Here is a 26,633-nt window from a genome sequence, read left to right on the forward strand (position 1 = left end):
AACAAAACTACAAATTACTTTTGGGGCAGATTTCCATAAATTAATAGCCAATTTTAGTGCTATTTTTATAGTTTTTTATTTATAATTGCTAAAACAAACTGATATGAAAGAAGAATATTTCAAATGGTATTCCCCAAATTTAAGTAGAGAAATTGAAATGCTTGTTTTTGGTCATGCTGGTTATCCTGTTATTCTTTTTCCAACCTCTATGGGAAGCTTTCATGAAAATAAAGATATGGGTCTAATTGAATCTGCTAGATGGTATATTGAACAAGGATTAATTCAAATTTTTTGCCCAGATAGTATTGATAAAGATAGTTTTTACAATAAAAATGTTTATCCCGTTCATCGCATTCAAAACCACGTTTGGTATGACAAAATGATTTGTCACGAAATTGTTGAACGAGTAAAAAACAATGCTAAATCAGGAAAAGTTGCAGTTGCTGGTTGTAGTTTTGGTGGCTATCATGCTGCCAATTTTGCCTTTCGGCATCCAGGTTATGTGAGTCATATGTTTTCAATGAGTGGCGCTTTTAGTATAAAAAGCTTAATGGATGGTTTTCATAATGATGATGTTTTTTATAACAGTCCAGAAGATTATTTATTCGGACTAAATGATAACGAGTTGTGGAATATGGATATTGTTTTAGGAACTTCCAATTGGGATATTTGTTTTGATGCTAATTTAAAACTTAGTAAAGTTGTTAGCGATAGAAATATTCACCATTGGCTAGACATTAGACAAGACAGAGAACACGATTGGCCAGTTTGGAAAGAAATGTTTCCCCATTATTTATCAAGAATTAAATTTTAAAATTATACTCAAATGAAAAAAATTGGAATATTGTTCGGGATGGAAGATACATTTCCACAAGCATTTATTGACAGAGTAAATTCAAAAAATGAGAAAGGAATTATAGCCGAAGCAGTAAGTATTGATAAAGTTATTCAAAATAAAGACGGAGAATATGCTGTAATTATTGATAGAATTTCTCAGGATGTTCCTTTTTATCGTGCGTATTTAAAAAATGCAGCACTAACTGGTACTAACGTAATTAATAACCCTTTTTGGTGGAGTGCTGATGATAAATTTTTCAATAACGCCTTAGCAGATAAATTAGGAGCACCACTTCCTAATACAGTAATTCTACCTTCGGCAGAACATCCTACAGATACCACAGGAAAATCATTCCGAAATCTAAAATACCCTATGGATTGGGAAGCAATTTTTGAATATATTGGATTTCCTGCGTATATGAAACCTTATGCAGGTGGCGGTTGGAAAAATGTATATCGATTAGAAAATAGAGACGAGTTTTGGGATGTACATAAAGAAACAGGACAGCTTGTAATGATGCTTCAAGAAGAAATTGTCTTTACCGAATATTTTAGAGTGTATTGTTTAGGCTGTAAAGCGGTTAAAATAATGCAATATGAACCAAGAAACCCGCATCATTTACGTTATGTAATTGATGGTCCTTCAGTAGATAAAAAGCTTTTAGCCACTATAAAAGACTATACTTTAAGACTTTGTAAAGGTTTAGGGTATGATTTTAATACCGTAGAGTTTGCCGTTAGTGACGGAATTCCCTATGCTATTGATTTTGGAAATCCAGCTCCAGATGCAGAATTAACTTCCGTTGGTGAAGAAAATTTTGAATGGGTTGTAGAAGAAGCTGCAAAGATGGCTATTGCAGCAGCAAAAAAACAAAAACCAGGAAAGATGAATCTGACATGGGGAACATTTATTAAAGACGCAGCTTCAGATCAATAAAAAATACAAGTCTATATTATGAAAAAACTACCTGTTTTTACTCTGGGAGTTGAAGAAGAATATCAAATCATTGACCCACATACCAGAGATTTGCGTTCTCATTTATCCAAAATTGTCGATGGTGCGAAAACTATTTTACATGAGCAAGTAAAAGCCGAAATGCATCAATCTGTTGTTGAAGTGGGTACCAACATTTGTAAGAATGTAAAAGAAGCAACTAGTGAAATTAAAATATTAAGAAGTAAAATTTTAGAATTAGCCCAAAAGCAAGACTTAGTTGTTGGTGGTGCAGGAACGCATCCGTTTTCTCGCTGGCAGGACCAACCTATTACTGATGATCCTCGTTACCATAATATTGTTAATGAATTACAAGATGCAGCACGCTCTAATTTAATTTTTGGAATGCATTGTCATGTTGGAATAGAAAATAGGGAAATTGGTTTACAAATACTAAATCAAGCATGCTATTTTTTACCACACATTTTTGCACTCTCAACCAATTCTCCTTTTTGGGAAGGCAGACAGACTGGCTATAAATCTTTTAGAACTAAAGTTTTCGATAAGTTTCCAAGAACGGGATTGCCCGAATATTTTGATTCCGTTAGTTCCTATGACAATTACTTAGAAACACTAGTAAAAACAAATTGTATCGATAATCCTAAGAAAATTTGGTGGGATTTACGCCTGCATCCATTTTATGACACTATTGAGTTTCGTATTTGCGATATGAGTTTGACAGTTGATGAAACCATGTGTATTGTGGCAATTATTCAAGCTATTGTTGCTAAATTATACAAATTGAGTTTGCATAACATGAGTTTCAATATTTATCGATTAGCATTAATAAAAGAAAACAAATTTCGTGCTGCAAGATATGGTATAGAAGGAAATATGATAGATTTTGGACTTCAAAAAGAAGTAGAAACCAAAATTTTAATTATAGAATTGCTCGAATTTATAGATGATGTTGTTGATGAATTAGGAAGTCGTGATCAAATTAATTATGTTCATACAATTATGAAAGAAGGAACAGGCGCTGATAAACAATTAGCAGTTTTTGAAAAAACAAATAACCTCTCAAAAGTAGTAGATTTTATTACTAGTGAATTTACTAACGGGTTGTAATAATATATTTTATCTTTGTAACTGTTTTACTTTCTAAAAAAATACCATGAGTGAGCAAACTATAAAAATCGCCATTTTAGATATGTATGACGGCGAGCCTAATCAAGGAATGCGTTGTATTATTGATATAATCAATCGATTTAATCGAATTGTAAGTTTCAAAATTTTTGATGTTAGGCGAAAATCGGAACTGCCAATTATTAAAGAATACGACATCTATATTTCAACTGGCGGACCAGGAAACCCTTTAATAGGTGATGGAAATTGGGATAAAAAATACTATTCTTTTATTGATGAATTAATGGTTTGGAATAAAGACAATGAAGTCAAAAAACATGTTTTGTTTATTTGTCATTCTTTTCAAATGGCTTGTAAACATTTCGGATTAGCCGAAATTACAAAACGTAATGATACTTCTTTCGGAGTAATGACGATTCATAAAACAAAAGAAGGAATTAAAGATCCTTTATTTGAAGGTTTAGCCGACCCTTTTTACGGAGTTGATTCTCGTGATTATCAAGTGGTTCAGCCTAAACTAAGTGTTTTTGCAAAGAAAGGAGCAAAAATCATTTCACTAGAAAAAATTCGTGATCACGTGCAATACGAACGAGCTATTATGGCAGTACGTTTTACAGATTATTTTGTAGGAACTCAATTTCATCCTGAAGCTGATCCGATAAGTTTTATAGCTAATTTGAGAAACGCTGCTACCAGAGAGAAAATCAAAAAGATGAAAGGGAAAAGAAAATTCAGAAACATGTTAGAGGATTTATTAGACGATGAAAAAATTTATAAAACTAACGAAACCTTAATACCAAATTTTCTTAGGATTGCTATAAATGACTTATTGAAAACAAAAAAAATTCTTTCTAATTAAATACTACTTTCAATAATGATTTCTAAATATCGTACTTTATTTAATGAGAGTTTTACTTTAAAAAAATACAAAGATTTACAAGACGATATTACTTCCGATTTTAATTATGTGCCAACATTTAGGCTGGCAGAATCTCCATTTTTTATTTCAAAAGAATTAAAACAACAATTAATTGAAGGTTGTAATGATGTTATACAATTCCTTCAAAAAGATGATTTTAAAAAACTTACTGACAAATCATTAGAGCTTAACACAAAGGTGCCTAATGAAGACGAACACACTACTTTTTTAGCAATAGATTTTGGAGTTTGCGAAGAAAACGGGGAAATATTGCCTAAATTAATAGAGGTTCAAGGTTTTCCAACATTGTATAATTATCAGTCAAATCTGTATACTAAATTTAAAAATCAATATCCATTTTTAGAAGAGCTAACCCCTTTTTTTGATGGGTTGACTCTAGAGGATTACATTTCAATTATTGAAAACGCTATTTGTAATAATTTACCAAAAGAAAATGTTATTTTATTAGAAATTGAACCCGAAAAACAAAACACCAGAATTGATTTTTTGTATTGCAATAGAGATATTGGTATACCCACCATTTGTGTAACAGCTATAATTAAAAGAGGCAATCAGCTCTTTTATAAAAACAAGAATGGAGAAGAAATTTTAGTAAAACGAATTTACAATCGTGTCATTTTTGATGAATTAGAATTGAGAAAAGACTTAAAACTCAATTTTAGTTTCTCAGATAATTTAGATGTTGAATGGGCTGGACATCCGAATTGGTTTTTCAGAATTAGTAAATATATTTTACCATTTTTAAAAGGAAAATATTTTATTGAAACTACTTTATTGAGTGATTTAAAAGAAATTCCAGTGGATTTAGAAAACTATGTCTTAAAACCTTTATTCTCCTTTTCCGGATCAGGAGTTATTTTTAACCTAAAAAGTGGAGATATTGAAGCTGTTAAAGAAAAAGATCTCTATATTCTTCAAAAAAAAGTACACTATATTCCAATTTTGCAATCACCTAATGGCAAGGTAAAAGTTGAAGTAAGAGTGCTTTGTGTTTGGAAAAAAAATGATACTGCTCCTACTCTATTGTGTAATTTGGTTCGTTTAAGTCGTGGTGAAATGATTGGCGTAAAATTCAATAAAGATAAAGATTGGGTTGGTGGAAGTATTGGATTGTTTGAGAAGTAAGATAAGCTGTGTTTAGTTTTCCTACTATGCTATGACTAGGAATATATTTTCTTTTTAAATTTATGATGATTAAACAGTAAAAACAACCCTCATTAATTATATCCTTACTTCTAAAGTATAGTTTACATCTCTATTCCGTTGCTTTTGAAACCTATAAATTATTACCCAAAATGGTTTATATCTTTTTAATCTGAGTTGCCTTTAAATTTATTTACTAAAAATTCCATTTCTGGTAGAAGTCATTAATAACATCGTAAAGTATCAATTCAAAAATGATAAAATTGAACTTTGCATTATAATTTGTCTCCACAAAGAGATTCAACTTTTACATCTTTTACCTTCATAACTCCAAATTCTTTCTTTCTAAAATGTTCCTTGATTCAACATTTATAATTAACTCCATTATTATATAGTTCTTCTTTAAAATGAGGTCTACAAGATTATTCGTTCTAAAAATTTTCTTTAAAACTGAATAAATTCAAAACCTTTTTAATAAAACATAACTCTTTTTATCAATTTTAGGTAATTGAGTATATTAAAAAATTTAAATGATGTTGTAAAATAGCAACTTTTACTTACAATTGACTATTTTTGTTGAAAATAATTATACTTATGTTTAGCACAGGACAATGGATTTTCGCAGTTTTATTTTTAATCACTTTTACAATCATTATGGTTATTTCTTATAGGAAGGACATTAAATTACATCAAATATTTTATAAAGGGTCTTATAAAGTTTTAATTGCTTTTATATTCTTTATACTATTACTTTTTATCATAAAAGTAACTATGAAAAGATAGTTTAAAATTATTATTGTTTTTATACTACAGTAAAAAGGTCTAATAAAATTATTAGATATGTCGTTTTTATATAATTTCAAAATTTTAAATGTTATTTCCTCATTTTTGTAAATAAAATATTCCAATGCCATTTCAAAAAAAACTATCTCCTTTCTATAATCTCGCTATTTTGTATCTTTCTATCAGTTTTATTTTGAGGCTAGTATTGCTTTTTCATCCTATAACGCAATCGTCCTTTATTTTTATTGATATTATCAAAATATTCGCTCTCGGATTGGTATCTGACTTCTTTGTTTTCGTCGTTGGCAGTAGTTTTTTATGGTTGTATCTTATTTTTATTTCAAATTCAAAATATTCTAAACCAACTGGTTATATTATTTTTGGAGGATTAGCAACACTTTTAGCCTATGTGTCTTTTGGAAATACAATTCTAAATGAATATGGAGGTGCCCTTCCTCAAATTGGTATTTCATTCATCGCAATAAAAACAATTCTTTTTGGGTTATTACTTTTTTTACCAAAATACAGGAGTAAAATCAGGTTTTGGCTTTTTAGTTTTGTCATTTTCTTATTTGTTGTTATCATACTTCAAAACGCAATTAGCGAATACTTTTTTTGGAATGAATTTGGTTTACGATACAACTTTATAGCGGTAAATTATTTAATTTATACCAATGAAGTTATTGGTAACATCATGCAATCGTATCCTGTTATTCCAATTTTTACAGGATTGTTTATTGTTGCTGGACTCATAACCTATCTCATTGTAAAACAATCTAAAAACTATATTGAAAACATTCCTTCTTTTACTGAAAAAATAAAAATTTCTGGAGTTTATTTAAGTTTATTAGGGATTTCATTTTTGGCAATTCCGTTTTTAGCTACAAAGGAAAATTCACAAAATATTTTTTCTAATGAATTGGAAGCCAATGGTATTTATAAATTTTATCTTGCCTTTTTAAATAGCGAATTGGATTATTTTAAATTCTACAAAATACTTCCTGAAAAAGAGGCTTATTCTTTATTAAAAAAGGAAATTCCATCTCTATCAAATAAAAACACATCAAGATTAATAGGGAATAATGTACCTGAACTTCGTAAAAACGTGGTATTAATAACTATTGAAAGTTTGAGCGCCGATTTTATGAAAATGGATGGAAACGAACAAAATATCACTCCATTTTTAGATAGTTTATCTACTAAAAGTTTACTATTTACAAATTTATATGCTGCAGGCAATAGAACTGTAAGAGGATTAGAAGCGGTAACGCTTTGTATACCTCCAACTGCAGGTGAAAGCGTAATAAAGAGAAAAGACAATAAGAATAAGTTTTGTACGGCTGCCATTTTTCATAAAAAAGGATATAAGGTCAAATTCATGTATGGTGGAGATGCTTATTTCGACAATATGAGTGATTTCTTTACAGGAAATGGATATGAAATTGTTGACAAAAAATCATTTCAACCCAACGAAATATCTTTTGCAAATATTTGGGGAGTTTGTGATGAGGATATGTATAAAAAAGCGATTAATACAATGAATATAGAGGCGAAAGCGAATAAACCTTTCTTCAATCATATTATGACGGTGAGTAACCATCGCCCATTTACGTATCCAAATCATAAAATTGATATTCCTAACGATTCGAAATCTAGAGAAGGTGGTGTAAAATATACAGATTTTGCGCTGAAACAATTCTTCGAAATGGCTAAAATTGAACCTTGGTTTAAAAACACCGTTTTTGTTATATTAGCCGATCATTGTGCATCGAGTGCAGGAAAAACCGAGCTTCCTATAGAAAAATACAGAATTCCAGCTCTAATTTATAGTCCCGATTTTATAAAACCTCAAGAGTATAATGAGTTAATGTCGCAAATAGATGTTATGCCTACAGTATTTGGATTATTACATTTTAACTACCAAAGTAAATTTTTTGGACAAGATGTATTTAAAGACGATTACAAGCCTAGAGCTTTTATTGCCACTTATCAAGATTTAGGATTGATTAAAGACAATATTTTGACGGTGCTTTCTCCAAAACAAAAAATAAAACAATACCAATTAGAAAGAATCAATAATCCAAAACTAAAACCAGAATTTCAAATCTTTTACAATCAGCCATTTTTACCAATTGAAAGAACAGATTTGGTAAACCAAACCATTTCTTATTACCAAACTGCTTCAGATATTTTGAAAAAGAAACAGTATGAAAATTAATTATATGTTATAACATCCCGTTATATTTTCGAATAAACCATTCTGAAGAAAGTGTAATGGCAATTAAAACAAGTAACCAAATCCAATCAATTAAAGGCGTTTTCTTCACGATTGCCTTCTGAACTGCTTTATAATTTTCATTTTCTAAAAGTACTTTTATCAATGCATCTACTTGATCTGGATAATGCACTTTTCCTTGTGTTTGCTTTGCCAGCTGGGTTAATTTAGACACATCAGGATTTACGAATTGTTTTTCAATATCAAAATCCAAGATTTCAAAATAGCCGTTATACGCCGTATTTGAATTCAATTCCTTCACTGAAAAAGTGTATTGCCCGGCTGAAAGTCCGTCAAGATTTACCTTAAAAGCAGTATTGGTTTTTAGCAAATCGTATTTTTTAAACTGTCTTGTTTTTTTATTAGTAACCGAAATCGGCAAACGAGCTTTTTCATCAAACTCATAATTCTTATTAAAATATTGAGCCGTAATTTCTATGGCTTCACCTGAATTATAAAAACTTTCATGATTCACTACCAATGATTTTTTAGAATTAGTAGAGGCTAAATATTGAATAGTTTTATCTATAAACAAATCAAATTTCTCAAATGATTGGGTATCAACGTGACTTTGCAAACGCCATTTCCAAAGATTCTCACCCAATAAAAAAGCAGAGCGTTTCCCTTGATTTTCGGCAAAAGCCAACAATGGAGCATTCGTATCGATATTCCTGATTTTAGACGAAAGTAAAACAGCAACATTTCCATTTGTAGTAATGGTTCCAAAAGCATGTTGCAAAGGTGGAAATTGTTCAAAACCAATATCATCTAAAGCAAATAAATTAAATTGCGAATTGAAACTCGCCAAATAATCTTCTTTTTGATTGCTCATTCTAAAAACCAAATCGTTTTGTTGTTGGTTCAAAAAAGTAAAATTGGTATTGATTCCTGTAATTATAAAAGTATTTATTCCTGCTAATTTGTTATTCTCAAAAACCGTTTTGAATTCGGCAGTTGGTTGATAGAAAATCAAGACATTATAATCTTGTAGTGACTTCACATCATTAGGTTTGACTATAGTTACTTTTCGTTGCGCATTAGATTCAATTGCACGTTTTAGTGCGCCAATATCTGGATGGTTAATTGCCGAAATTATTGCAATATTCGATTTCTGATCAATCACTTCTACTGCAAAATTCTTAGTATTGTTATAGGTGTTTTTCTCCTGCTCTTTAGATGAAATGGTTGCTTTAAAAATTTGTAATCCAATATTGTTAGCAGGAAGCAATACGTTTAAAACAGTTGATTTTTTTGATGTTGAGAAAGAAATAGTTTGTTTATGTAGTATAGAATTGCCTTGCGAAATACTAAAATTGGCGTTCACCGTTTTGTTTCCAGAATACTGCAAAAATACTTCTACTGGAAATTTATTCTTGTGAAAAGCATATTTATTGACATTTAGTTGATTGACTTTTAAATCTAAAAAAGTCGTGGTATCGCCTACAACTAAAGGATACACTTTATTATTAGCATCAAAACTGTACACATAATCGTTCCCAGTAGTTTGATTCCCGTCGGTAATTAAAACCGTCGGATAATTGGAGTTTTTATGAATTCCTTTTAAGCTTCGCGCTACTTCATCTAGATTGGTTTGCGTTCCTTTAAAATCAAATGTTATTGCGTTTTGAAACTCACTATCAAAACGATAGGTTTGAACATCAAATTTTTCTTGAAGCGCTTTATTTTCAGAAAGCTTTTTATACAAATTTAATGAAACTTCATTAGCCTTTAAATCTAATACTGACCCCGAATTATCAACCACAATAGGTAAAGGTGTCTTTATGGTTTCGAAAGTTTTTCTAGAAATTATAGGGTTAATTAGCAACAACAAAATCCCGAAAATGGTCATAAAACGCAATAAAGCCAAAAACAAAGTCACTTTAGACCTATTTTTGGCTTTATAAAAGTATTGATAAAACGACAAACCACCAGCTAAAATTAAAGAAAGTAGTAAAAATAGAAAAGTGTTTGTTGTCATAAATTTAGTGATCAGTGATCAGTATTCAGTTGCTTGCTAAACACTGAATACTTTTTAAGTAAGCATTCCTCCACAAACATTCAAAACTTGACCTGAAACATACGCGCTCATATCTGAAGCAAAAAACAGACAAGCGTTAGCCACATCTTCAGTAGTTCCACCGCGTTTTAACGGGATTCCGTCTCTCCATCCTTGAACCACTTCATCACTTAATTTAGCCGTCATTTCGGTTTCTATAAAACCAGGAGCAATAACATTACAACGAATATTTCTAGAACCCAATTCAAGAGCAACCGATTTTGAAAATCCAATAACTCCAGCTTTAGAAGCCGCATAATTGGTCTGTCCCGCATTTCCCTTCACTCCTACTACAGAACTCATATTAATAATAGAACCCACTCGTTTTTTTAAAAATGTTTTCTGAATGGCTTTAGTCATATTAAAAACCGATTTTAAATTCACATCAATAACGTTATCAAAATCTTCTTCAGACATACGCATCAATAGGTTGTCTTTTGTGATTCCGGCGTTGTTAATTAAGATGTCAACCGTTCCAAATTCTGCTAAAACAGCATCTACAAATGTTTGAGCTTCATTAAAATCGGCAGCATTGCTTTGGTATCCTTTCGCCTTAATTCCCATGGCATTCAACTCATTTTCAAGAGCCATTGCTGATTCTACTGAGGAACTATAGGTAAAGGCAACATTAGCACCATTTTTTGCAAAAACTTCGGCAATTCCTTTTCCAATTCCGCGACTTGCGCCAGTAATAATGGCTACTTTTCCTTCTAGTAATTTCATATAAATATACTTTGTTAGTTTATTTTGAATAGAGGTCAAATATAAGAATAATTGTGGTTTGAAAAAAATCTTCTAAATCAATTAAACCTTTTACGCCTATAAAAGTCTTATAAGATAAAAACCTCAAAATAAAACCAAAATCTAGCTAATTATGACCAAAAAAATAATTTTACTCAGTGCAATTTACTTCTTTCTAATTTCTTGTAATTCTGAAGATGACAATTATGAAAATATTGTAACTACAACTTATCCTAATGTTGAGGTAGCTTTTGGTACTAAAATTGATTTAGAAAATTTATCAAATTATGCGAATCAGACTATTCCGAGTTATATTACTAAAGACAATACCAACGGAAATCCTATAAATGATAAAGTTGCCACATTAGGCCGGGTTTTATTTTACGATAAAAATTTATCGGCAAACAATACAATTTCTTGTGCATCTTGTCACCAACAAGCCAACGCATTTAGCGATGGCAACATAGCAAGTACAGGTATTAATGGAACTACAACCCGTCATGCCATGAGATTGATTAATTCGAGATTCGCCAATGAAACTAAATTCTTTTGGGACGAAAGAGCAACTAGTCTAGAAAAACAAACCACCCAGCCTATAGAAAACCATATCGAAATGGGGTTTAGTGGTACAAATGGAGATGAAAATTTTTCTATTTTAATTTCAAAATTGCAAAACATAGGGTATTATCAGGAATTATTTCAATTTGCTTATGGAAGTACAACCATTACCGAAGCTAAAATTCAAACTGCTTTAGCCCAATTTATTAGAAGTATACAATCTTTTGACTCTAAATATGATGCTGGAAGGGCTTTAGTTGGCAACGAAAACCAACCTTTTGCAAATTTTACAATGCAGGAAAATCAAGGAAAAAATTTATTTCTAACTCCGCCTCAATTTAATGCTACAGGATCTAGAATTGGAGGTGGTGTTGGTTGTGCAGGATGCCATGCTGCTCCCGAATTTGACATTAATCCAAATTCTGGTAATAACGGAATTATAGGTATTTTAAACGGAACTGGAATCGACATTACAAATACTAGATCACCTTCGTTAAGAGATTTGGTTAAAACTGACGGCACAACAAATGGGCCAATGATGCATACTGGGGTATTCACTACATTGCAAACGGTAATTGGTCATTATGGAACTATTAATCTTGCACCAGGAAACACCAATTTAGATCCAAAATTGAGGCCTAATGGTTTTGGGCAGCAACTCAATTTAAATGCTACTGAAGTCAATGCATTGATTGCCTTTTTAAAAACGCTATCAGGAACCAATGTATATACTGATAAAAAATGGTCTGATCCTTTTTAGTATGACTTATGTAATTTATAGATATTTTCATTTTATTTTGTAGCTATTTCATAAGGAATTAAGATTTGAATTACTTAATGCAGCACGAAACTATCTTGAATTATTTATTCTTACTTTTTTATTTGATTTTATATATATGTAATTCAAAAAAGTCTGAAAAGTAAATATATGCTTCTGTTTTATTCAAATAAGTAATAATTATCTATAAATAAATCAAATACATTGAATAGATTATTTAAGTTTTTAAGAACCTAATTTGCTATATTTTCTAATGTAACGATTAATTGAAAACCTCTTTTTTCCTAGAGGTAAATAAAGAAACTCAACTCCTTTTACTATTTATATTAAGTACCTTTATATAGTTTTATTTTGAAATGATTATGTTTTCAACATAAATTTCGCTAGCTTTTATATTTAAAAAATAAGTTTAAAACATTTCTATACGTTATTAAGAAAAAAGTATGAAAAGTAAAAAAAATCAATATTTTAGTAAATCAATCAAAGCTTTTTCAAATCTACTTTTAGGTAGGAACTGATCTTCTAACGTTTTTGTAAATGGTATAGGACTGTCTAAACTAGTAACACGTTTAACGGGACCATCTAAATATTCAAAGCATTCCTCCATAATTATTGCAGATATATCGCTTGAAATACCACCAAAAAGAGTGTCTTCTTGTAGTAGAATTACTTTATTTGTTTTTTTTACTGACCTATAAATAGTATCTTTATCTAATGGCTGTAAGGTTCTTAAATCAATTAAATCAGCAGATATTTGAGGATTCAATTCTAAAGTTTCAATAGCCCAATGTACTGCAATACCAAATGCAATAATTGTAATATCATTTCCTTCATTTAACAAAATAGCCTTGCCTAAAGGCAATGTATAATACTGTATAGGTACTTCTTGGTATATACTTCGATATAATTGTTTGTGCTCAAAAAACAAGATTGGATTGGGGTCATTAATAGACGATGCCAATAGTCCTTTTGCATCATAGGGAAAAGCGGGATACACCACCTTTAAGCCCGGAGTTTTAGTAAACCAAGCTTCATTAGTTTGAGAATGAAATGGTCCTGCTTGACTGCCCCCACCGCATGGCATTCTAATGACTACATCGGCTTTTTCTCCCCATCTGTAATGTGATTTTGCCAACAAATTTACTATTGGATTAAATCCTGTTGAAACAAAATCAGCAAATTGCATTTCAACAATTGCTTTGAATCCATTTATAGAAAGTCCCATACCGGCTGATACAACAGCACTTTCGCAAATTGGTGTATTGATTATACGTTCTTTTCCAAAAGTTTTTACAAAACCATCAGTAATTTTAAAAGCTCCACCATATTCAGCAATATCCTGCCCCATAATAATTAAATTATCATGTTTCAACATTGATTGTTTTAATCCTTGAGAAATGGCGTCAATAAATCTAATTTTTTCTAAATCAGATGAAGGAATAACTTCATCAAAATCATACTCTTTATAAACATCATTTAATTCAGTATCATAATTAGCAATAATATCTGGTTCAGCATCTACTTTTAGTAAATTTTCATCAATTTCATTTATAATTTCTGATCGCCAAGTTTCGTCTTGAAAAGTAGTTAGAATATTAAGTTTGATAAGATATCTTTTAAAAGTTTCAACTGGATCTTTTTCTGCCCACATATCCATTAATTCTTTTGGGACATATTTGGTTCCACTAGCTTCTTCATGACCTCTCATTCTAAAAGTTTTGAATTCCAATAAAACTGGACGTGGATTAATTCGCATTGAAGCTACAATTTCTGTTAATTCTTCGAAGATTTCAAGGATATTGTTACCATCAATAATATGGCTTTCCATACCATATCCTATACCTTTATCAGCTAAATTTTCACATCGATATTGTTCACTTGTAGGTGTTGAAAGACCATATCCATTATTTTCTATAACAAATAAAACAGGTAAATCCCAAACCGAGGCTATATTTAAAGCTTCGTGAAAATCACCTTCACTTGTAGCTCCTTCTCCAGTAAATACTGCAGTTACTTTACCATTCTTTTTAAGTTTATTAGCTAATGCAATACCATCGGCTATACCCAACTGAGGACCTAAATGCGAAATCATTCCAATGATTTTATATTCTTGAGTTCCGAAGTGAAAACTTCTATCACGACCTTTAGTAAATCCATTAGCTTTTCCTTGCCATTGAGAAAACAATCGAAATAAAGGAATATTTCTACCTGTAAACACACCTAAGTTTCTGTGCATTGGCAAAATATATTCGTCTTGGTCTAAAACAGCAGTAATACCAACGGAAATAGCCTCTTGACCAATACCTGAGAACCATTTGGAAACTTTTCCTTGACGAATTAAGATAAGCATCTTTTCTTCAATAAGTCTTGGTTTAAGTAATCTTTTATATAAGTCTAATAATTTATTATCAGTAAGATTCTTTCTTTCAAAATTCATTATAATGTATCGAAATTTGGTAACTTCATCAAAAGTATAAAAAAATAATAATTAGCACTTAAAATGTGTTGATTTTTATAAACCAACACATTTCAAATATACAAATAACATTCGTGATTGTTTTACAAAATAATTAGAAGAGTATAAAAAAATGAAAAATATAAAAAGAATTAATTAATAAGCTGCGGGAAAACTAAAATAAATAAACTTTAAAGACTTAAACATTTATCAACTAAAATCATTTATTTTAGCTATTGCTCTATATATTTTACAGAAAACTCACCTTGATTAAAAATTTTAGAAACTTCTAAATTATCATCTTTTGCAGTAAAATTAAATGTCCCTTTTATTGTTTTATTTGTTTCATCAAAATCTGTAACTGTAATATTTCCAATGCTATACTCATCAGCAGAATAAGTAGTTGAATAAAAAATTTCATTTTCAAAATAAACACAATTTGTTTTAAAACTGTAAGGATAAATACCTATTTTACTTGGGTCATCAATACTAATTGTAATGTTTGTTGCAACATCCGATGCTAAAATTGTAAAAGATTTTAATGATTTGAAATATGTTGCTATTCCAATATTCCATTGTTTTAAAACTCCGTCTTTTGTTGCTTTTACAGAAAAAGTAGTAACAACACCTCCTCCGTTTCCACCTCCTCCGTTATTTACAGGCACTGAATTAAAGGCTGGGTCAATAGGTTCATCTTCACATGAAGTAAATAGGACTGATAAAAACAACAAGAAAATTAAGGCTAAAAATTTATTTTTACTCATGAGATTGAAATTTATTTTTTCAAATATAATTTTTTTTAATCATTTAACATAACTTTTTTGGGAACTCTTGTCAAAAGAATTACACCAATTATAAAAAAAAAGGCTAAAAAAACAATTGCAAGTCTAGGGCTACCGGTAATTTGATCAATTATCCCATATACACTCATACCAATTACTATTCCTATTTTTTCAGAGACATCAAAAAAACTAAAAAAAGATGCAGTATCATTGGTTTCTGGTAATAATTTAGAATAAGTAGATCGTGATAATGCTTGGATTCCTCCCATAACTAAACCCACTAAACCAGCCATTATGTAAAAATGAATTGGTAATGTTATGAAATACGCTACTATACAAAGTAATACCCAAAAACAATTAATTACAATTAGAGTATTTATATTTCCAAATTTTTTTGAAGCACTTGAAGTAAGAACTGCTCCAACAATTGCTACCAATTGAATTACTAAAATACAAATAATTAATCCTATTGTACTCTCACTTTTAGATTGCCAAGCAATTTCTTGTGCTCCAAAATATGTAGCAATTAGCATTACAGTTTGGACTGCCATACTATAAACAAAAAAACTCAATAAGTAGCGTTTTAATGGTTTGTTATTTTCAAGTAAACCCCATACTTTTTTTAGTTCTCTATACCCATTAAAGATAACTGCCTTGGTCACTTTATGTTCTGAATTTGCGCTCCCTTTTGGTAGAAAATAATACGAATATTGACTAAAAACAATCCACCAAATTCCAACCATAATAAAAGAATAGCGCATTTGATCTATTTTATTTGCATCGTCGGCTACCATTATCATGGATAAATTCACAATTAGTAAAATTACACTCCCAAAATAGCCTAAAGAATATCCTTTAGCACTTACTCTATCTTGCTGCTCAGGAAATGCTATATCTGGTAGATACGAATTGTAAAACACCAAGCTTCCCCAAAATCCAATTAATCCTAAAATGTAAAATAATAATCCAATATAAATGGTAATTATATCAAACCAATACAATCCCATACACGAAAAAGCACCTAGATAACAAAAAAATTTCATAAATGATTTCTTGTTGCCTACATAATCAGAAATTCCAGATAATAATGGAGATATAAAAGCAACAATTAAAAAAGCAAAAGCGGTACTAAAACTAATTAATGCAGAATTTTTAAAATATATTCCAAAAACAGAAATATAATGACTTCTGTTTGCAAATAATGATTCATAAAAAATTGGAAATACAGCAGACGAAATCACTAACGGATAAACTGAATTTGCCCAATCATAAAAAGCCCATGCGTTTAATAATTTTATACTGCCTTTTGGTAAATTAGTCATAATATAATATTTTTTTATTTATTCTATTTACGAAGTTACATATTTAAAATCTTGTTCAAACAAAAAAACCGTCTCTAAAATTTAAAGAAACGGTTTATAAAGTTTTAATTTTAGCTATTTGAATACAACTCCATATTTTGCGGCTTCGGCCTTTGCTTGAGGAATTAAGCTTTTTATTTTAGCAATTCGAGTTGCATCTGATGGATGAGTACTCATAAATTCTGGAGGGGCACCACCGCCAGAATTAGCAGACATTCTTTCCCAAAACCCGATAGCAGTTTCTGGATTATAACCTGCAATGGCCATTAGTGTTAAACCTATCATATCTGCTTCGGTTTCATGACTTCTACTAAAAGGTAGCATTCCTCCAAATTGTGAACCTAAACCATAAGCCTGCATCCACATTTGTTGTCTTTCTGCGGTCTGACCCCCTGTGGCGACAGCAACCCCTACTGCTCCTATTTGTTGTAGTTGTGCGGCGCTCATTCTCTGTGCTCCGTGATTGGCTAATGCATGAGATACTTCATGCCCCATAACTGTGGCTAAACCAGCTTCATCTTTTGTAATAGGAAGTATTCCTGTATAAACAACAATTTTACCACCTGGCATACACCAAGCATTTACATCTTTACTTTCTACTAATTTATATTCCCACTTGTAATCATTTAAATAGCCCACATGGCCATTTGCATTGAGGTATTTTTCGGCAGCAGCTTTTATTTTCATTCCAACGTTCTCTACTCTTTTTGCATCTGGACTAGCTGTTATTACTTTATTTTCATTCAAAAAAGTAGAATATTGTTGAAATGCTGATGGAAATAATTGAGAATTTGAAACAAAATTAAGGTTCTTTTTTCCAGTAAAAGGATTTTTAGAACAGGAAAAAGTCATTCCAACAATGCCAATTATAATTATATATTTTTTCATATCTATTAATTAAAATTTAAACAAAAATACAACTGTTTCAAAAATTAAAGTTGTAGAAAAATATCAAATTCTTTCAAATTTTCAAGATATTATATTCCAATTATATGTATCTCAGTAAAATCTTTATTTACTATTAAACTATTAGTAGCAAATGATTCTTTACTAATAGTTATTTGCTCTTTATCAATTAATATTTTTTTAATCTTAAATGGTAAACCATAAAAATTAATTTTAAAATTAGTGTAATTAGTTTCGAACTTACCTTCTTTATGATGCTTAATAATTAACTCGTTATCTTTACCTGTTAAATTAAATGTAGCTAAACTAAATCGTCCTTTATTATAATCGTACCCATCTTGAGCGTCTTCGTAGAGTACCGATTTTTCTTTTCCATTTTTAAAATAAACATCTAAGGTAATTTCTTCAAACTCTAATTCTCCTACATATTGCTGAATTGGATATTTTGGAATAATGGCACCTTCCTTAACAAAAATTGGTATTTGATCAAAATCAGTTTGTACCCATAACTCTCTTTTTCCTGCAACTAATTCATTTGTCCAATAATTATACCAATTTCCTGATGGCAAATACATACGTCTACCCATTGCGTTTGGTTCTAATATAGGACATACTAAAATTTGATTTCCAAAAATAAACTCGTCATTTCTATACTGTGTATGATGATCAGCTTGGTCAAAATATACTAAGGGTTTTAACATTGGAACTCCATCATTAATATATTCCCAAAACATAGTGTATAAATAGGGAAGCAATTGATAGCGCAATTCAACAAACTTTCTTGTAATATTTATTACTTCTTCATCAAATGACCAAGGTTCTTGATCGCCGTGATCGCCTGAAGAGTGTGTTCTGCAAAAAGGATGAAAAACCCCTAATTGTATCCAACGGGCATACAATTCACCTGTAGGTTGTTCAGCAAAACCTCCAATATCAGAACCAGTAAACCCCATTCCAGAAATTGACATTCTTTGTGCTTGAATATTGGCTATCCATAAATGTTCCCAAGTGGCAACATTATCACCCGTCCATGAGGAAGTATAACGCTGAGCACCAGAATAAGCAGATCTCGTAATAACAAATGGTCTTTTTGGATGCGCAAATCTTTTCACACCATGATAGGTCGCGCGTGCCATTTGTGTTCCGTAAATATTATGTGCTTTTCTATGACTACAAGGATTTCCATCATAATCATGACGAACATCCATTGGGAATGTTTTTCCTGGAACATCCATAACAGCGGGTTCATTCATATCATTCCATACCCCTTTAACTCCTATATCTGAAATTAATTCTTTAAATAATTCAGCCCACCATTCTCTAACTTCAGGATTGGTATAATCTGGAAAATTACATTCTCCAGGCCATACTTTACCTTTCATATAAGGCCCGTCAGCTCTTTTACAGAAATAATCTTTTTCTAAAGCTTCTTTATAAACCCAATAATCCTTGTCAATTTTTATTCCCGGGTCTATAATAACAATTGTTTTAAAACCGTCTTCTGCTAATTCGGCAACCATTTTCTTTGGGTCTGGAAAATATTCTTTATTCCAAGTAAAACATCGAAAACCTTCCATGTAATCAATATCTAGATAAATGGCATCGCAAGGAATTTTTAATTCTCTAAATTTACTGGTAACCTCCTTAACTTTACTTTCAGGAAAATAACTCCATTTACATTGATGATATCCTAACGCCCAAAGAGGTGGTAATTCTGGTTTTCCTGTTAAATGAGTATACGTCGTAACAACATCTTGCATTTGTGGCCCATAAATAAAATAGTAATTCATTTCTCCACCTTCAGCCCAAAAACTGGTTACATTTCTTCTTTCGTGGCAAAAATCAAATGTGGATTTAAATGTATTGTCAAAGAAAACACCGTATGAATGATTATTTTGCAAACCAATGTAAAAAGGAACAACTTTGTATAATGGCTCTTGATCTTTATGAAAAGCATATTGATCGGTAGCGAAATTTTCAACTCTTTTCCCTTTCAGATTCATTTGGGATGCTTTATCTCCTAGACCATAAAAACTTTCTCCATCTTTAGATGCTTTGCTCATCTTAACAATGTTTCCACCAAAATGATAACTTTCTTCCCAATGAAAGCCTTTTTCATCTTCTAATATAGTATGTCCGTTTAAATCTGTAATAACAATTCTTAAATCTTCTTTTTCAATTTTACAAATAACTTTATTTGTTTGAATAGCGTAAAATGTTTTTTCTTCAGTAACCTCTAAAAAATTGTAACCATGTGACTGTTTTTTATCTATTGCATATGAAAAATCTTTGCTGAAATAACCTTTTGTAGTATATCTAAAGCGGATAAGACTATCACGTAGAACGGTAACTTTTAAAATAACATTATTATCAGTATAAAAATAAACACTATCTCCTTCTTTTTTAAATTCTACTATTTTTGAAGGAAATAAATCTCCTTTGTATTCTAATTCGGTATTTGTAATCATGATTATAATTTAAGTTGAAAAAACCTTTTTTTAAAGGGCTTAGTAAGCATCAAACTTACAAAATTTGTTGGTTTATGTTTTTATATTTGTTGGTTTTTTTACGAAAACGTTATCGAATGCGCAATACTTTTTATTTAATTTGCTTATAAATGAATAAATCTCTTACCTTATCTCTCTTCTTTATAATAAATTTGAAGTTTTTAAAGATATAGTAAAAGATTTATTCAATACAAATTCAATTGTTTTTAAGACATTTTAAAAACAGTAACACTAAGTGGAGGTAAAACCAATTCTGCAGAAAAATCACGACCATTCCAAGGATCAGCTTCAATTTTTATTGCTTTTGAATTACCAACACCGCTACCTCCATAAATGGTGCTATCGCTATTAAATATTTCGGTGATTTTTCCTTTCTTAGATAATCCTATTCGGTAGTTTTCTCTTATTACTGGAGTAAAATTACATACCACAACAAGATCGTCTTTAGGATTATGCCCTTTTCTAATATATGACATCACTGCATTTTGATAATCAGAATAACTTATCCATTCGAAACTTTCAGGACTAAACTGTTTTTCATGAAGTGCTGGGTATGTTTTATATAAAGCATTCAAATCAGTAATTACTTTTCTAATGCCTTCGTGGTAATCGTATTGTAACAAATGCCAATCTAAACTACCTTCGAAATTCCATTCGTTGCTTTGCCCAAATTCAGCTCCCATAAACAATAATTTTGTCCCGGGATGCGTAAACATATATCCGTAAAGTAACCTAAGATTTGCGAATTTTTGCCATTCATCTCCAGTCATTCTTCCAGCAATTGATTTTTTACCATAAACTACTTCGTCATGCGATAAAGGCAACATAAAGTTTTCGGAAAAAGCATAAGTCATAGAAAATGTTAAATCGTTTTGATGGTATTTTCTGTAAATAGGTTCTTTTTTAAAATACTCTAGTGTATCGTGCATCCAACCCATCATCCATTTCATTCCAAAACCCAGACCTCCTACAAATGTTGGTCTTGAAACCATTGGGAAAGAAGTGCTTTCTTCAGCAATAGTTTGCACCCCTTCAAAATTAGAATATACAGCCTCGTTAAAATCTTTTAAGAAGCTTATTGTATCTAAGTTTTCTCTTCCACCAAAAATATTTGGCTCCCACTCTCCTTCTTCTCTAGAATAATCTAGATACAACATCGAAGCAACTGCATCTACACGAAGTCCATCTACATGATAATGTTGCAACCAAAATATAGCATTACTAATTAAAAAAGAACGTACCTCATTTCTTCCGTAATTAAATACCAAACTTTTCCAATCAGGGTGATATCCTTTTCTTCTATCTGGATGCTCGAAAAGATTGGAACCATCAAAAAATCCTAAACCGTGTGCGTCATCAGGAAAATGAGAAGGAACCCAGTCTAAAATTACTCCAATACCAGCTTGATGTAATTTATCAACAAGAAGCATAAAATCTTGTGGTTTACCAAAACGAGATGTTGGAGCAAAATAGCCTACTAATTGATACCCCCAAGACGGATCATAAGGATATTCCATTATTGGCATAAACTCTACATGGGTAAAACCTGTTTCTTTTACATATTTTACTAAATCCTCAGCTAATTCTACATAAGTTAAAAACTTACCATCGGCATTGCGTTTCCAAGAACCTAAGTGCACTTCATAAACAGAATAAGGTTTATCCAATCCATTTTTATCTTTTCTGTTGTCCATCCAAGATTTGTCTTTCCATTTATAGTCTAAATCCCAAATAACAGATGCTGTATGTGGCGGATGCTCACAATATAAAGCAAATGGGTCTGCTTTTTCAGTGATAATCCCGTTATTGTTAGATTGTATTTTATATTTATAGGTTGTTCCTTTTTCTATTCCTGGAATAAATCCTTCCCAAATTCCTGAAGAATCCCAGCGAACTTGCAATTGATGTTCACCTTGAATCCAATAATTAAAATCTCCTACTACAGAAACTGAGCGAGCTGAAGGAGCCCATACTGCAAAGTATACCCCTTTTACTCCGTCAACTTCTAGTAGATGTGCACCGAGTTTTTCATATAATCTAAAATGTTTTCCTGCTTTGAATAAATCGATATCGAAATCGGTTAAAAGCGAGTAGGATTGTACTTTATTCATGATGATTTGTTCTTTACTCATTATATTTTTTTAATTTAATTTTCATTAATAATACCCAATCATTTTGAAAAGGTATAAAAATTTGTATTGTATAGAAATAAAATTATTTAAAATCCATAATACTAGCAATTCCTGTTAATGGAATTACAGCCCACCGTGGTCTTGAATTTAATTCGTACCCCAACTCATAGACTGCTTTTTCGAGTAAACAATATTTTAATAAAAAATCTATTTCTTTGCGATAACCTATGTTTAAATTACCTGACTGTGCAACATCAGTATAAGTCTGAATAAAAACTCCTACGAAATATTTAAATAAAATTTCTCCTGCTTGAAAAAGTTCTTTTTGTTCATAAGGATATTTGTCTTTATTATTAAAAATTGTAGCATAAATAGCATAATGAAAGGAACGAAACATACCAGCTACATCTTTTAATGGCGGCTGTTTTACTTTTCTGTCTCTAATAGTACTTTCTGGCTCCCCTTCAAAATCTAGGATAATAAAATCTTCTCCATTTACTAACACTTGACCCAAATGATAATCGCCATGAATACGAATGCGTTCTGACTTCATTTTTGTCCAATCGAAATCAAGGAATAATTTTCTGATTTGTTTTTTATTATCTAGAAATTGATTGGCTAATTCTAATGCTAATCCATCTAGTTTGTGAAGATTATTTTCTAAAATATTTAATCTATTTTGAAACTGATAGGTTAATCTGTTTTTTAACCAAACTGTATAATCACCGTTATAAGTAATTGGAGTAAAAGCTGTTTCGTGAACATCGCCCCCCAGAGCAATATGCATTTCTGCAGTTCTAGTTGCTAAAGTTTGTAATCTAGTAAATATGTTTAAACCTGCCCAATCAATAATTTCGTGTGGAACTTCGTTTAAATTTATTCTCTTAAACAATTCAACATCGGGTAATTTGTTAATTTTTATTTTTTTATTTTTTAAATTATCAAAAATACGATCTGTTTCTGTTAACATATATTGCCATGCATCTCCTTGATTAGGAACTAATTCCTGCATCAAACCTAAAGTAATATTTCCGTCTGCTAGAACAACACTAATGCTACCTGTATAGGCTGGTGAACTCTTAAAATCCATTCGTTCTGTTAGAAAACGACTAATTTCATAATCGGGATTTGTACTGATATAAATTCTTCTGAAAATTTTTAGCACCAAAGTATTATTAAATATTATTGAAGTGTTGCTTTGCTCCACCCCCATAAACTTAGAACTCTTGTATTCTTTATCTTCCAGTTTTACACCTTTATGAAACTTCACTTTCGAATCTGTTTTGTCGCCAGAGGATAAAATCTTATCAAAAAGTAATTTTCTAAAATCCTCTTGGTGTAACGCATCTACCAAAAATCCTTCTTGCCCGTTCATTTTTACGGGGGCAATAATGGTGTTGGTATCAAGTTCAGATTCTGACATGAAACCCAGTGGCATAAAATAATTCTGAAAAAATGCTTCTTTAAAATTCACTTCTAATAAAACTCCAAAATAAGTGTTGTTTTTAGAATTGATTTTAAATGAATCTACTACTTCAATATATTTTAAAGTACTCGCTTTTCCTCCATACCATCGTTTATTTATGATATAGTTTTCTAAAATATCCGAAGAAAAAACTTTTATAAATTCTTCATCTTCAAAAGCATTTTTCCAATCTGTATTAAACACAAATGGATTTTGAAATTCATCTTCATTAATTTTATTTTCCATCTTTATTTTTGAATTTTAAATAAATGAAATGGTAATTCGGGATTCAACTCAACATAGTTCCATTCTTTATTCCAATCGTAACTATTTCCCGTTATTAAATCAACTATTTGAACCGATTGACTTTTTAAATGTTCTAAAGGAAGTCTAATAATGGCTTGACTTTGGTTATAAGGATTTAAACTAACAACCATTAAAGTTTCATTTTGCTTATCATCATCATATTTATAATAAGCCATTACTTGGTCATTATTGGTATCGCAAAAAATAATATTATTGGTTTGCTGTAATGAAATTTGTTCTTTTCTTATTGAATTAATTTTTGTAATTATTGTTGTTATTTTGTTTTTTTTATCCCAATCCCATTTAAAATATTCATATTTTTCAGAATTTAGATACTCTTCCTTTCCAGGAGCCATTGGAGTGCAAATCATATATTCAAAAACAGGACCATAAATTCCAATGTTAGAGCTTAATGTTGCAGCGAGAAAATACTTTTGTAAATGTACTGATTCATTTCCGCTTTGTAGTGCAAATGGATTAATATCAGGTGTGTTTGGCCAAAAATTTGGTCGATAAAACTCTTTTTGATCAGTTGTAGTTAATTCAGTTACATAATCCGTTAACTCCTTTTTAGAATCCCTCCAGGTGAAATAGGTATAGGATTGTGAGAAACCTTGTTTTGCCAATTCATTCATTATTTTTGGTCTTGTAAAGGCTTCTGCTAAAAACAATACATCTGGATGTTTTTTCTTAATCTCACCTATTAACCAGCCCCAAAAATAAAATGGTTTTGTATGCGGATTATCAACTCGATAAATTTTAATATCACATTCTTCAATCCAAAACAAAGCAACATCTAACAATTCTTTCCAAAGGTTTTTCCAGTCGCTACTTTCAAAATAAATAGGTTGGATATCTTGGTACTTTTTGGGTGGATTTTCTGCATATTGTACTGTTCCATCTGGTCTCCACTTAAACCATTGAGGAAAATCTTTAACAAAAGGATGGTCAGGAGCTGCTTGAAGCGCGTAATCCATTGCCACTTCAATTCCTAAATCTTTTGCTTTTCTAACTAATGATTTAAAATCATCAATTGTTCCTAATTCTGGATGCGTAGATTTATGACCTCCATATTGTGAACCAATTCCCCATGGAGAACCAACATCACCAAACTGAGCATTAGTAGCATTATTTTTCCCTTTTCTATTTACTTCTCCGATAGGATGAATAGGCGGAAAGTATAAGGTGTCAAAACCCATTGAAGCTACTCGAGGCAAAAGTCTTTCACAGTCTTTAAATGTTCCATGCTTGTGATCAAATTCAGAGGCAGAACGTGGAAAAAACTCATACCAAGTACTAAATAATGCTTTTTTTCTGTCAACATAAACTTGAAGTTCAAGAGATTTATTTTCCAAAAAAAGTATCGGGTATTTCTTAAATATTTTTTTTAATTCTAAAGAGGTTACTTCTGGAATTGCTGCTTCATATTCAGACTCTGTTGTAAATAAATATACAAGCCTATTTAAATAATCATTTTCTGAATCAGTAGCCATTTTTTGAACAGCTCTAACATATTCAGCTCCTTCTAAAAGCTCAGATTTAACATATTGATTGTCTTGGATTTTCCGTTCTGTTCCGTGTTGCCAATTTAAAGCATAATCTACCCATCCCTCTACAAAATAGGTATAATAGCCTTGCTTTTCAACTTTAAATTCTGCAATCCATGAATCGTTTTCTGTAGGGGTCATTCGTACTTCCTGCCAACTTTTATCATCTTCATGTTTGAATTTTACACAACATTGTAAAACGTCATGACCGTCAGAAAATACGTCAGAGGTAACTGTCACTTTTTGACCAACAATTCTTTTTATTGGATTTGCACCGCCATCTAATTGCGGTAAAACATTTTCGATGATTATTCGGGTTTGATTCTGCATTTTAATAAATTTTATTATTTCTAAATTTAGTAAAAAAAATATAATAACATTACTTGAACTAACAATTATTAAAAATTCAAAAATATGTAAAAATACCGTTTAAATTTATTAATTTTAAATTAAATTGAACATTATATAATTTATTCATTGATTATTTTGACAGAATCAATAAGTATATTTATTTAAAAATTGTTTTATATACTATTAAAATATAGAAATCCTAGTGAGATTTTAAAATTAGTTATCTTATACACTGTTTTGTGAAATGAATCTCAATTATACTCAAAATAAAAATGCATTAACTTCTAGATGAAAGGTATTAAAAGACTTGATTCTTTAGCCAAACTGAAAAAGAAAAACGACCATCCTCTACGTAAGATGAACGAAAAAAAATTAAATAACTACTTATTGTTTTGATTGCTTTATGGTGTTCTTATCAAACTAGAATTTTTCAAAAGACGCTAGACGTTATCCGAATAGGCTAAGCTAAGGCGACGAATAGAGGCCAACGGCCGACACATTGCCACCAAAAAAGAACCCAGTCTAGATAGGTTGGGGTTCACTAAACAAAGATACTGTACAAAAAAAGTGTGTAAAGTTAAAAATTTGTAATTTTAAATTACTAACGATAAACTTACAGACTAATGAACT

Annotated in this window: 17 protein-coding genes; 7 read left to right on the plus strand and 10 right to left on the minus strand. The window is 30.6% G+C overall.

Annotated features, from left to right (window positions below; translation table 11 throughout):
• The first annotated feature begins 103 nt into the window (after positions 1 to 103).
• The 6 genes from ACFQ0S_RS06305 to ACFQ0S_RS06330 all read left to right on the plus strand — a co-directional run bounded on the left by ACFQ0S_RS06305 (position 104) and on the right by ACFQ0S_RS06330 (position 8,001).
• Positions 104 to 814, plus strand: a complete 711-nt coding sequence (locus ACFQ0S_RS06305; RefSeq protein WP_379754882.1) for an esterase family protein — start codon at positions 104 to 106, stop codon at positions 812 to 814.
• Positions 815 to 826: 12 nt separating this feature from the next.
• Positions 827 to 1,774 carry an ATP-grasp domain-containing protein gene (locus tag ACFQ0S_RS06310; RefSeq protein WP_379754885.1) on the plus strand — a complete coding sequence of 316 codons (948 nt, stop codon included), beginning with the start codon at positions 827 to 829 and terminating at the stop codon, positions 1,772 to 1,774.
• Between the two features lie 18 nt (positions 1,775 to 1,792).
• Positions 1,793 to 2,899 carry a carboxylate-amine ligase gene (locus tag ACFQ0S_RS06315; RefSeq protein ID WP_379754888.1) on the plus strand — a complete coding sequence of 369 codons (1,107 nt, stop codon included), beginning with the start codon at positions 1,793 to 1,795 and terminating at the stop codon, positions 2,897 to 2,899.
• Between the two features lie 46 nt (positions 2,900 to 2,945).
• On the plus strand, positions 2,946 to 3,776 hold the full coding sequence (locus tag ACFQ0S_RS06320; RefSeq protein ID WP_379754891.1) for a type 1 glutamine amidotransferase: 831 nt from the start codon (positions 2,946 to 2,948) through the stop codon (positions 3,774 to 3,776).
• Positions 3,777 to 3,791: 15 nt separating this feature from the next.
• Positions 3,792 to 4,982, plus strand: a complete 1,191-nt coding sequence (locus ACFQ0S_RS06325; RefSeq protein ID WP_379754894.1) for a hypothetical protein — start codon at positions 3,792 to 3,794, stop codon at positions 4,980 to 4,982.
• A gap of 925 nt (positions 4,983 to 5,907) precedes the next feature.
• Positions 5,908 to 8,001, plus strand: a complete 2,094-nt coding sequence (locus ACFQ0S_RS06330; RefSeq protein ID WP_379754897.1) for an LTA synthase family protein — start codon at positions 5,908 to 5,910, stop codon at positions 7,999 to 8,001.
• A gap of 7 nt (positions 8,002 to 8,008) precedes the next feature.
• Here ACFQ0S_RS06330 and ACFQ0S_RS06335 read toward each other — a convergent pair whose 3' ends face one another.
• Positions 8,009 to 10,036 carry a hypothetical protein gene (locus tag ACFQ0S_RS06335; RefSeq protein WP_379754900.1) on the minus strand — a complete coding sequence of 676 codons (2,028 nt, stop codon included), beginning with the start codon at positions 10,034 to 10,036 and terminating at the stop codon, positions 8,009 to 8,011.
• Positions 10,037 to 10,090: 54 nt separating this feature from the next.
• Entirely contained in the window at positions 10,091 to 10,837 is a 747-nt protein-coding gene (gene fabG / locus ACFQ0S_RS06340; RefSeq protein ID WP_379754903.1) for a 3-oxoacyl-[acyl-carrier-protein] reductase, read from the minus strand.
• A 151-nt stretch (positions 10,838 to 10,988) separates the two neighbouring features.
• Here fabG and ACFQ0S_RS06345 point away from each other — a divergent pair, with 151 nt between their 5' ends.
• Complete coding sequence (locus ACFQ0S_RS06345) at positions 10,989 to 12,173, plus strand: cytochrome-c peroxidase (protein ID WP_379754906.1); 1,185 nt, start codon at positions 10,989 to 10,991, stop codon at positions 12,171 to 12,173.
• 478 nt (positions 12,174 to 12,651) lie between these two features.
• On the opposite strand, the gene ACFQ0S_RS06350 is transcribed toward ACFQ0S_RS06345, so the two are convergent.
• The 8 genes from ACFQ0S_RS06350 to ACFQ0S_RS06385 form a co-directional block, all read right to left on the minus strand.
• Positions 12,652 to 14,628, minus strand: coding sequence for an alpha-ketoacid dehydrogenase subunit alpha/beta (locus tag ACFQ0S_RS06350; RefSeq protein WP_379754909.1), 1,977 nt, complete (start codon positions 14,626 to 14,628; stop codon positions 12,652 to 12,654).
• A 251-nt stretch (positions 14,629 to 14,879) separates the two neighbouring features.
• Entirely contained in the window at positions 14,880 to 15,410 is a 531-nt protein-coding gene (locus ACFQ0S_RS06355; RefSeq protein WP_379754912.1) for a DUF6252 family protein, read from the minus strand.
• A 35-nt stretch (positions 15,411 to 15,445) separates the two neighbouring features.
• Entirely contained in the window at positions 15,446 to 16,750 is a 1,305-nt protein-coding gene (locus ACFQ0S_RS06360; RefSeq protein WP_379754915.1) for an MFS transporter, read from the minus strand.
• Positions 16,751 to 16,864: 114 nt separating this feature from the next.
• Positions 16,865 to 17,677 (minus strand): M48 family metallopeptidase, encoded by an 813-nt coding sequence (locus ACFQ0S_RS06365; protein WP_379754918.1) that lies wholly within the window; start codon positions 17,675 to 17,677, stop codon positions 16,865 to 16,867.
• An 89-nt stretch (positions 17,678 to 17,766) separates the two neighbouring features.
• Positions 17,767 to 20,163 carry a glycoside hydrolase family 31 protein gene (locus ACFQ0S_RS06370; RefSeq protein WP_379754921.1) on the minus strand — a complete coding sequence of 799 codons (2,397 nt, stop codon included), beginning with the start codon at positions 20,161 to 20,163 and terminating at the stop codon, positions 17,767 to 17,769.
• Between the two features lie 245 nt (positions 20,164 to 20,408).
• Entirely contained in the window at positions 20,409 to 22,313 is a 1,905-nt protein-coding gene (gene glgB, locus ACFQ0S_RS06375; protein ID WP_379754930.1) for a 1,4-alpha-glucan branching protein GlgB, read from the minus strand.
• A gap of 103 nt (positions 22,314 to 22,416) precedes the next feature.
• On the minus strand, positions 22,417 to 24,045 hold the full coding sequence (locus ACFQ0S_RS06380; RefSeq protein WP_379754924.1) for a trehalose synthase: 1,629 nt from the start codon (positions 24,043 to 24,045) through the stop codon (positions 22,417 to 22,419).
• A gap of 2 nt (positions 24,046 to 24,047) precedes the next feature.
• Positions 24,048 to 25,982: an alpha-1,4-glucan--maltose-1-phosphate maltosyltransferase gene (locus ACFQ0S_RS06385; RefSeq protein WP_379754927.1), complete on the minus strand. Its 1,935-nt coding sequence runs from the start codon at positions 25,980 to 25,982 to the stop codon at positions 24,048 to 24,050.
• Between the last annotated feature and the right edge of the window lie 651 nt (positions 25,983 to 26,633).

It is taken from the genome of Flavobacterium myungsuense (assembly GCF_042677265.1).
GTDB classification, from domain to species: domain Bacteria; phylum Bacteroidota; class Bacteroidia; order Flavobacteriales; family Flavobacteriaceae; genus Flavobacterium; species Flavobacterium myungsuense.

Excerpts from the sequence above, each read along its gene's own strand:
- ACFQ0S_RS06305 (WP_379754882.1), top strand. The coding sequence starts at position 104 with ATGAAAGAAGAATATTTCAAATGGTATTCCCCAAATTTAAGTAGAGAA.
- ACFQ0S_RS06310 (WP_379754885.1), top strand. The coding sequence starts at position 827 with ATGAAAAAAATTGGAATATTGTTCGGGATGGAAGATACATTTCCACAA.
- ACFQ0S_RS06315 (WP_379754888.1), top strand. The coding sequence starts at position 1,793 with ATGAAAAAACTACCTGTTTTTACTCTGGGAGTTGAAGAAGAATATCAA.
- ACFQ0S_RS06320 (WP_379754891.1), top strand. The coding sequence starts at position 2,946 with ATGAGTGAGCAAACTATAAAAATCGCCATTTTAGATATGTATGACGGC.
- ACFQ0S_RS06325 (WP_379754894.1), top strand. The coding sequence starts at position 3,792 with ATGATTTCTAAATATCGTACTTTATTTAATGAGAGTTTTACTTTAAAA.
- ACFQ0S_RS06330 (WP_379754897.1), top strand. The coding sequence starts at position 5,908 with ATGCCATTTCAAAAAAAACTATCTCCTTTCTATAATCTCGCTATTTTG.
- ACFQ0S_RS06335 (WP_379754900.1), bottom strand. The coding sequence starts at position 10,036 with ATGACAACAAACACTTTTCTATTTTTACTACTTTCTTTAATTTTAGCT.
- fabG (WP_379754903.1), bottom strand. The coding sequence starts at position 10,837 with ATGAAATTACTAGAAGGAAAAGTAGCCATTATTACTGGCGCAAGTCGC.
- ACFQ0S_RS06345 (WP_379754906.1), top strand. The coding sequence starts at position 10,989 with ATGACCAAAAAAATAATTTTACTCAGTGCAATTTACTTCTTTCTAATT.
- ACFQ0S_RS06350 (WP_379754909.1), bottom strand. The coding sequence starts at position 14,628 with ATGAATTTTGAAAGAAAGAATCTTACTGATAATAAATTATTAGACTTA.
- ACFQ0S_RS06355 (WP_379754912.1), bottom strand. The coding sequence starts at position 15,410 with ATGAGTAAAAATAAATTTTTAGCCTTAATTTTCTTGTTGTTTTTATCA.
- ACFQ0S_RS06360 (WP_379754915.1), bottom strand. The coding sequence starts at position 16,750 with ATGACTAATTTACCAAAAGGCAGTATAAAATTATTAAACGCATGGGCT.
- ACFQ0S_RS06365 (WP_379754918.1), bottom strand. The coding sequence starts at position 17,677 with ATGAAAAAATATATAATTATAATTGGCATTGTTGGAATGACTTTTTCC.
- ACFQ0S_RS06370 (WP_379754921.1), bottom strand. The coding sequence starts at position 20,163 with ATGATTACAAATACCGAATTAGAATACAAAGGAGATTTATTTCCTTCA.
- glgB (WP_379754930.1), bottom strand. The coding sequence starts at position 22,313 with ATGAATAAAGTACAATCCTACTCGCTTTTAACCGATTTCGATATCGAT.
- ACFQ0S_RS06380 (WP_379754924.1), bottom strand. The coding sequence starts at position 24,045 with ATGGAAAATAAAATTAATGAAGATGAATTTCAAAATCCATTTGTGTTT.
- ACFQ0S_RS06385 (WP_379754927.1), bottom strand. The coding sequence starts at position 25,982 with ATGCAGAATCAAACCCGAATAATCATCGAAAATGTTTTACCGCAATTA.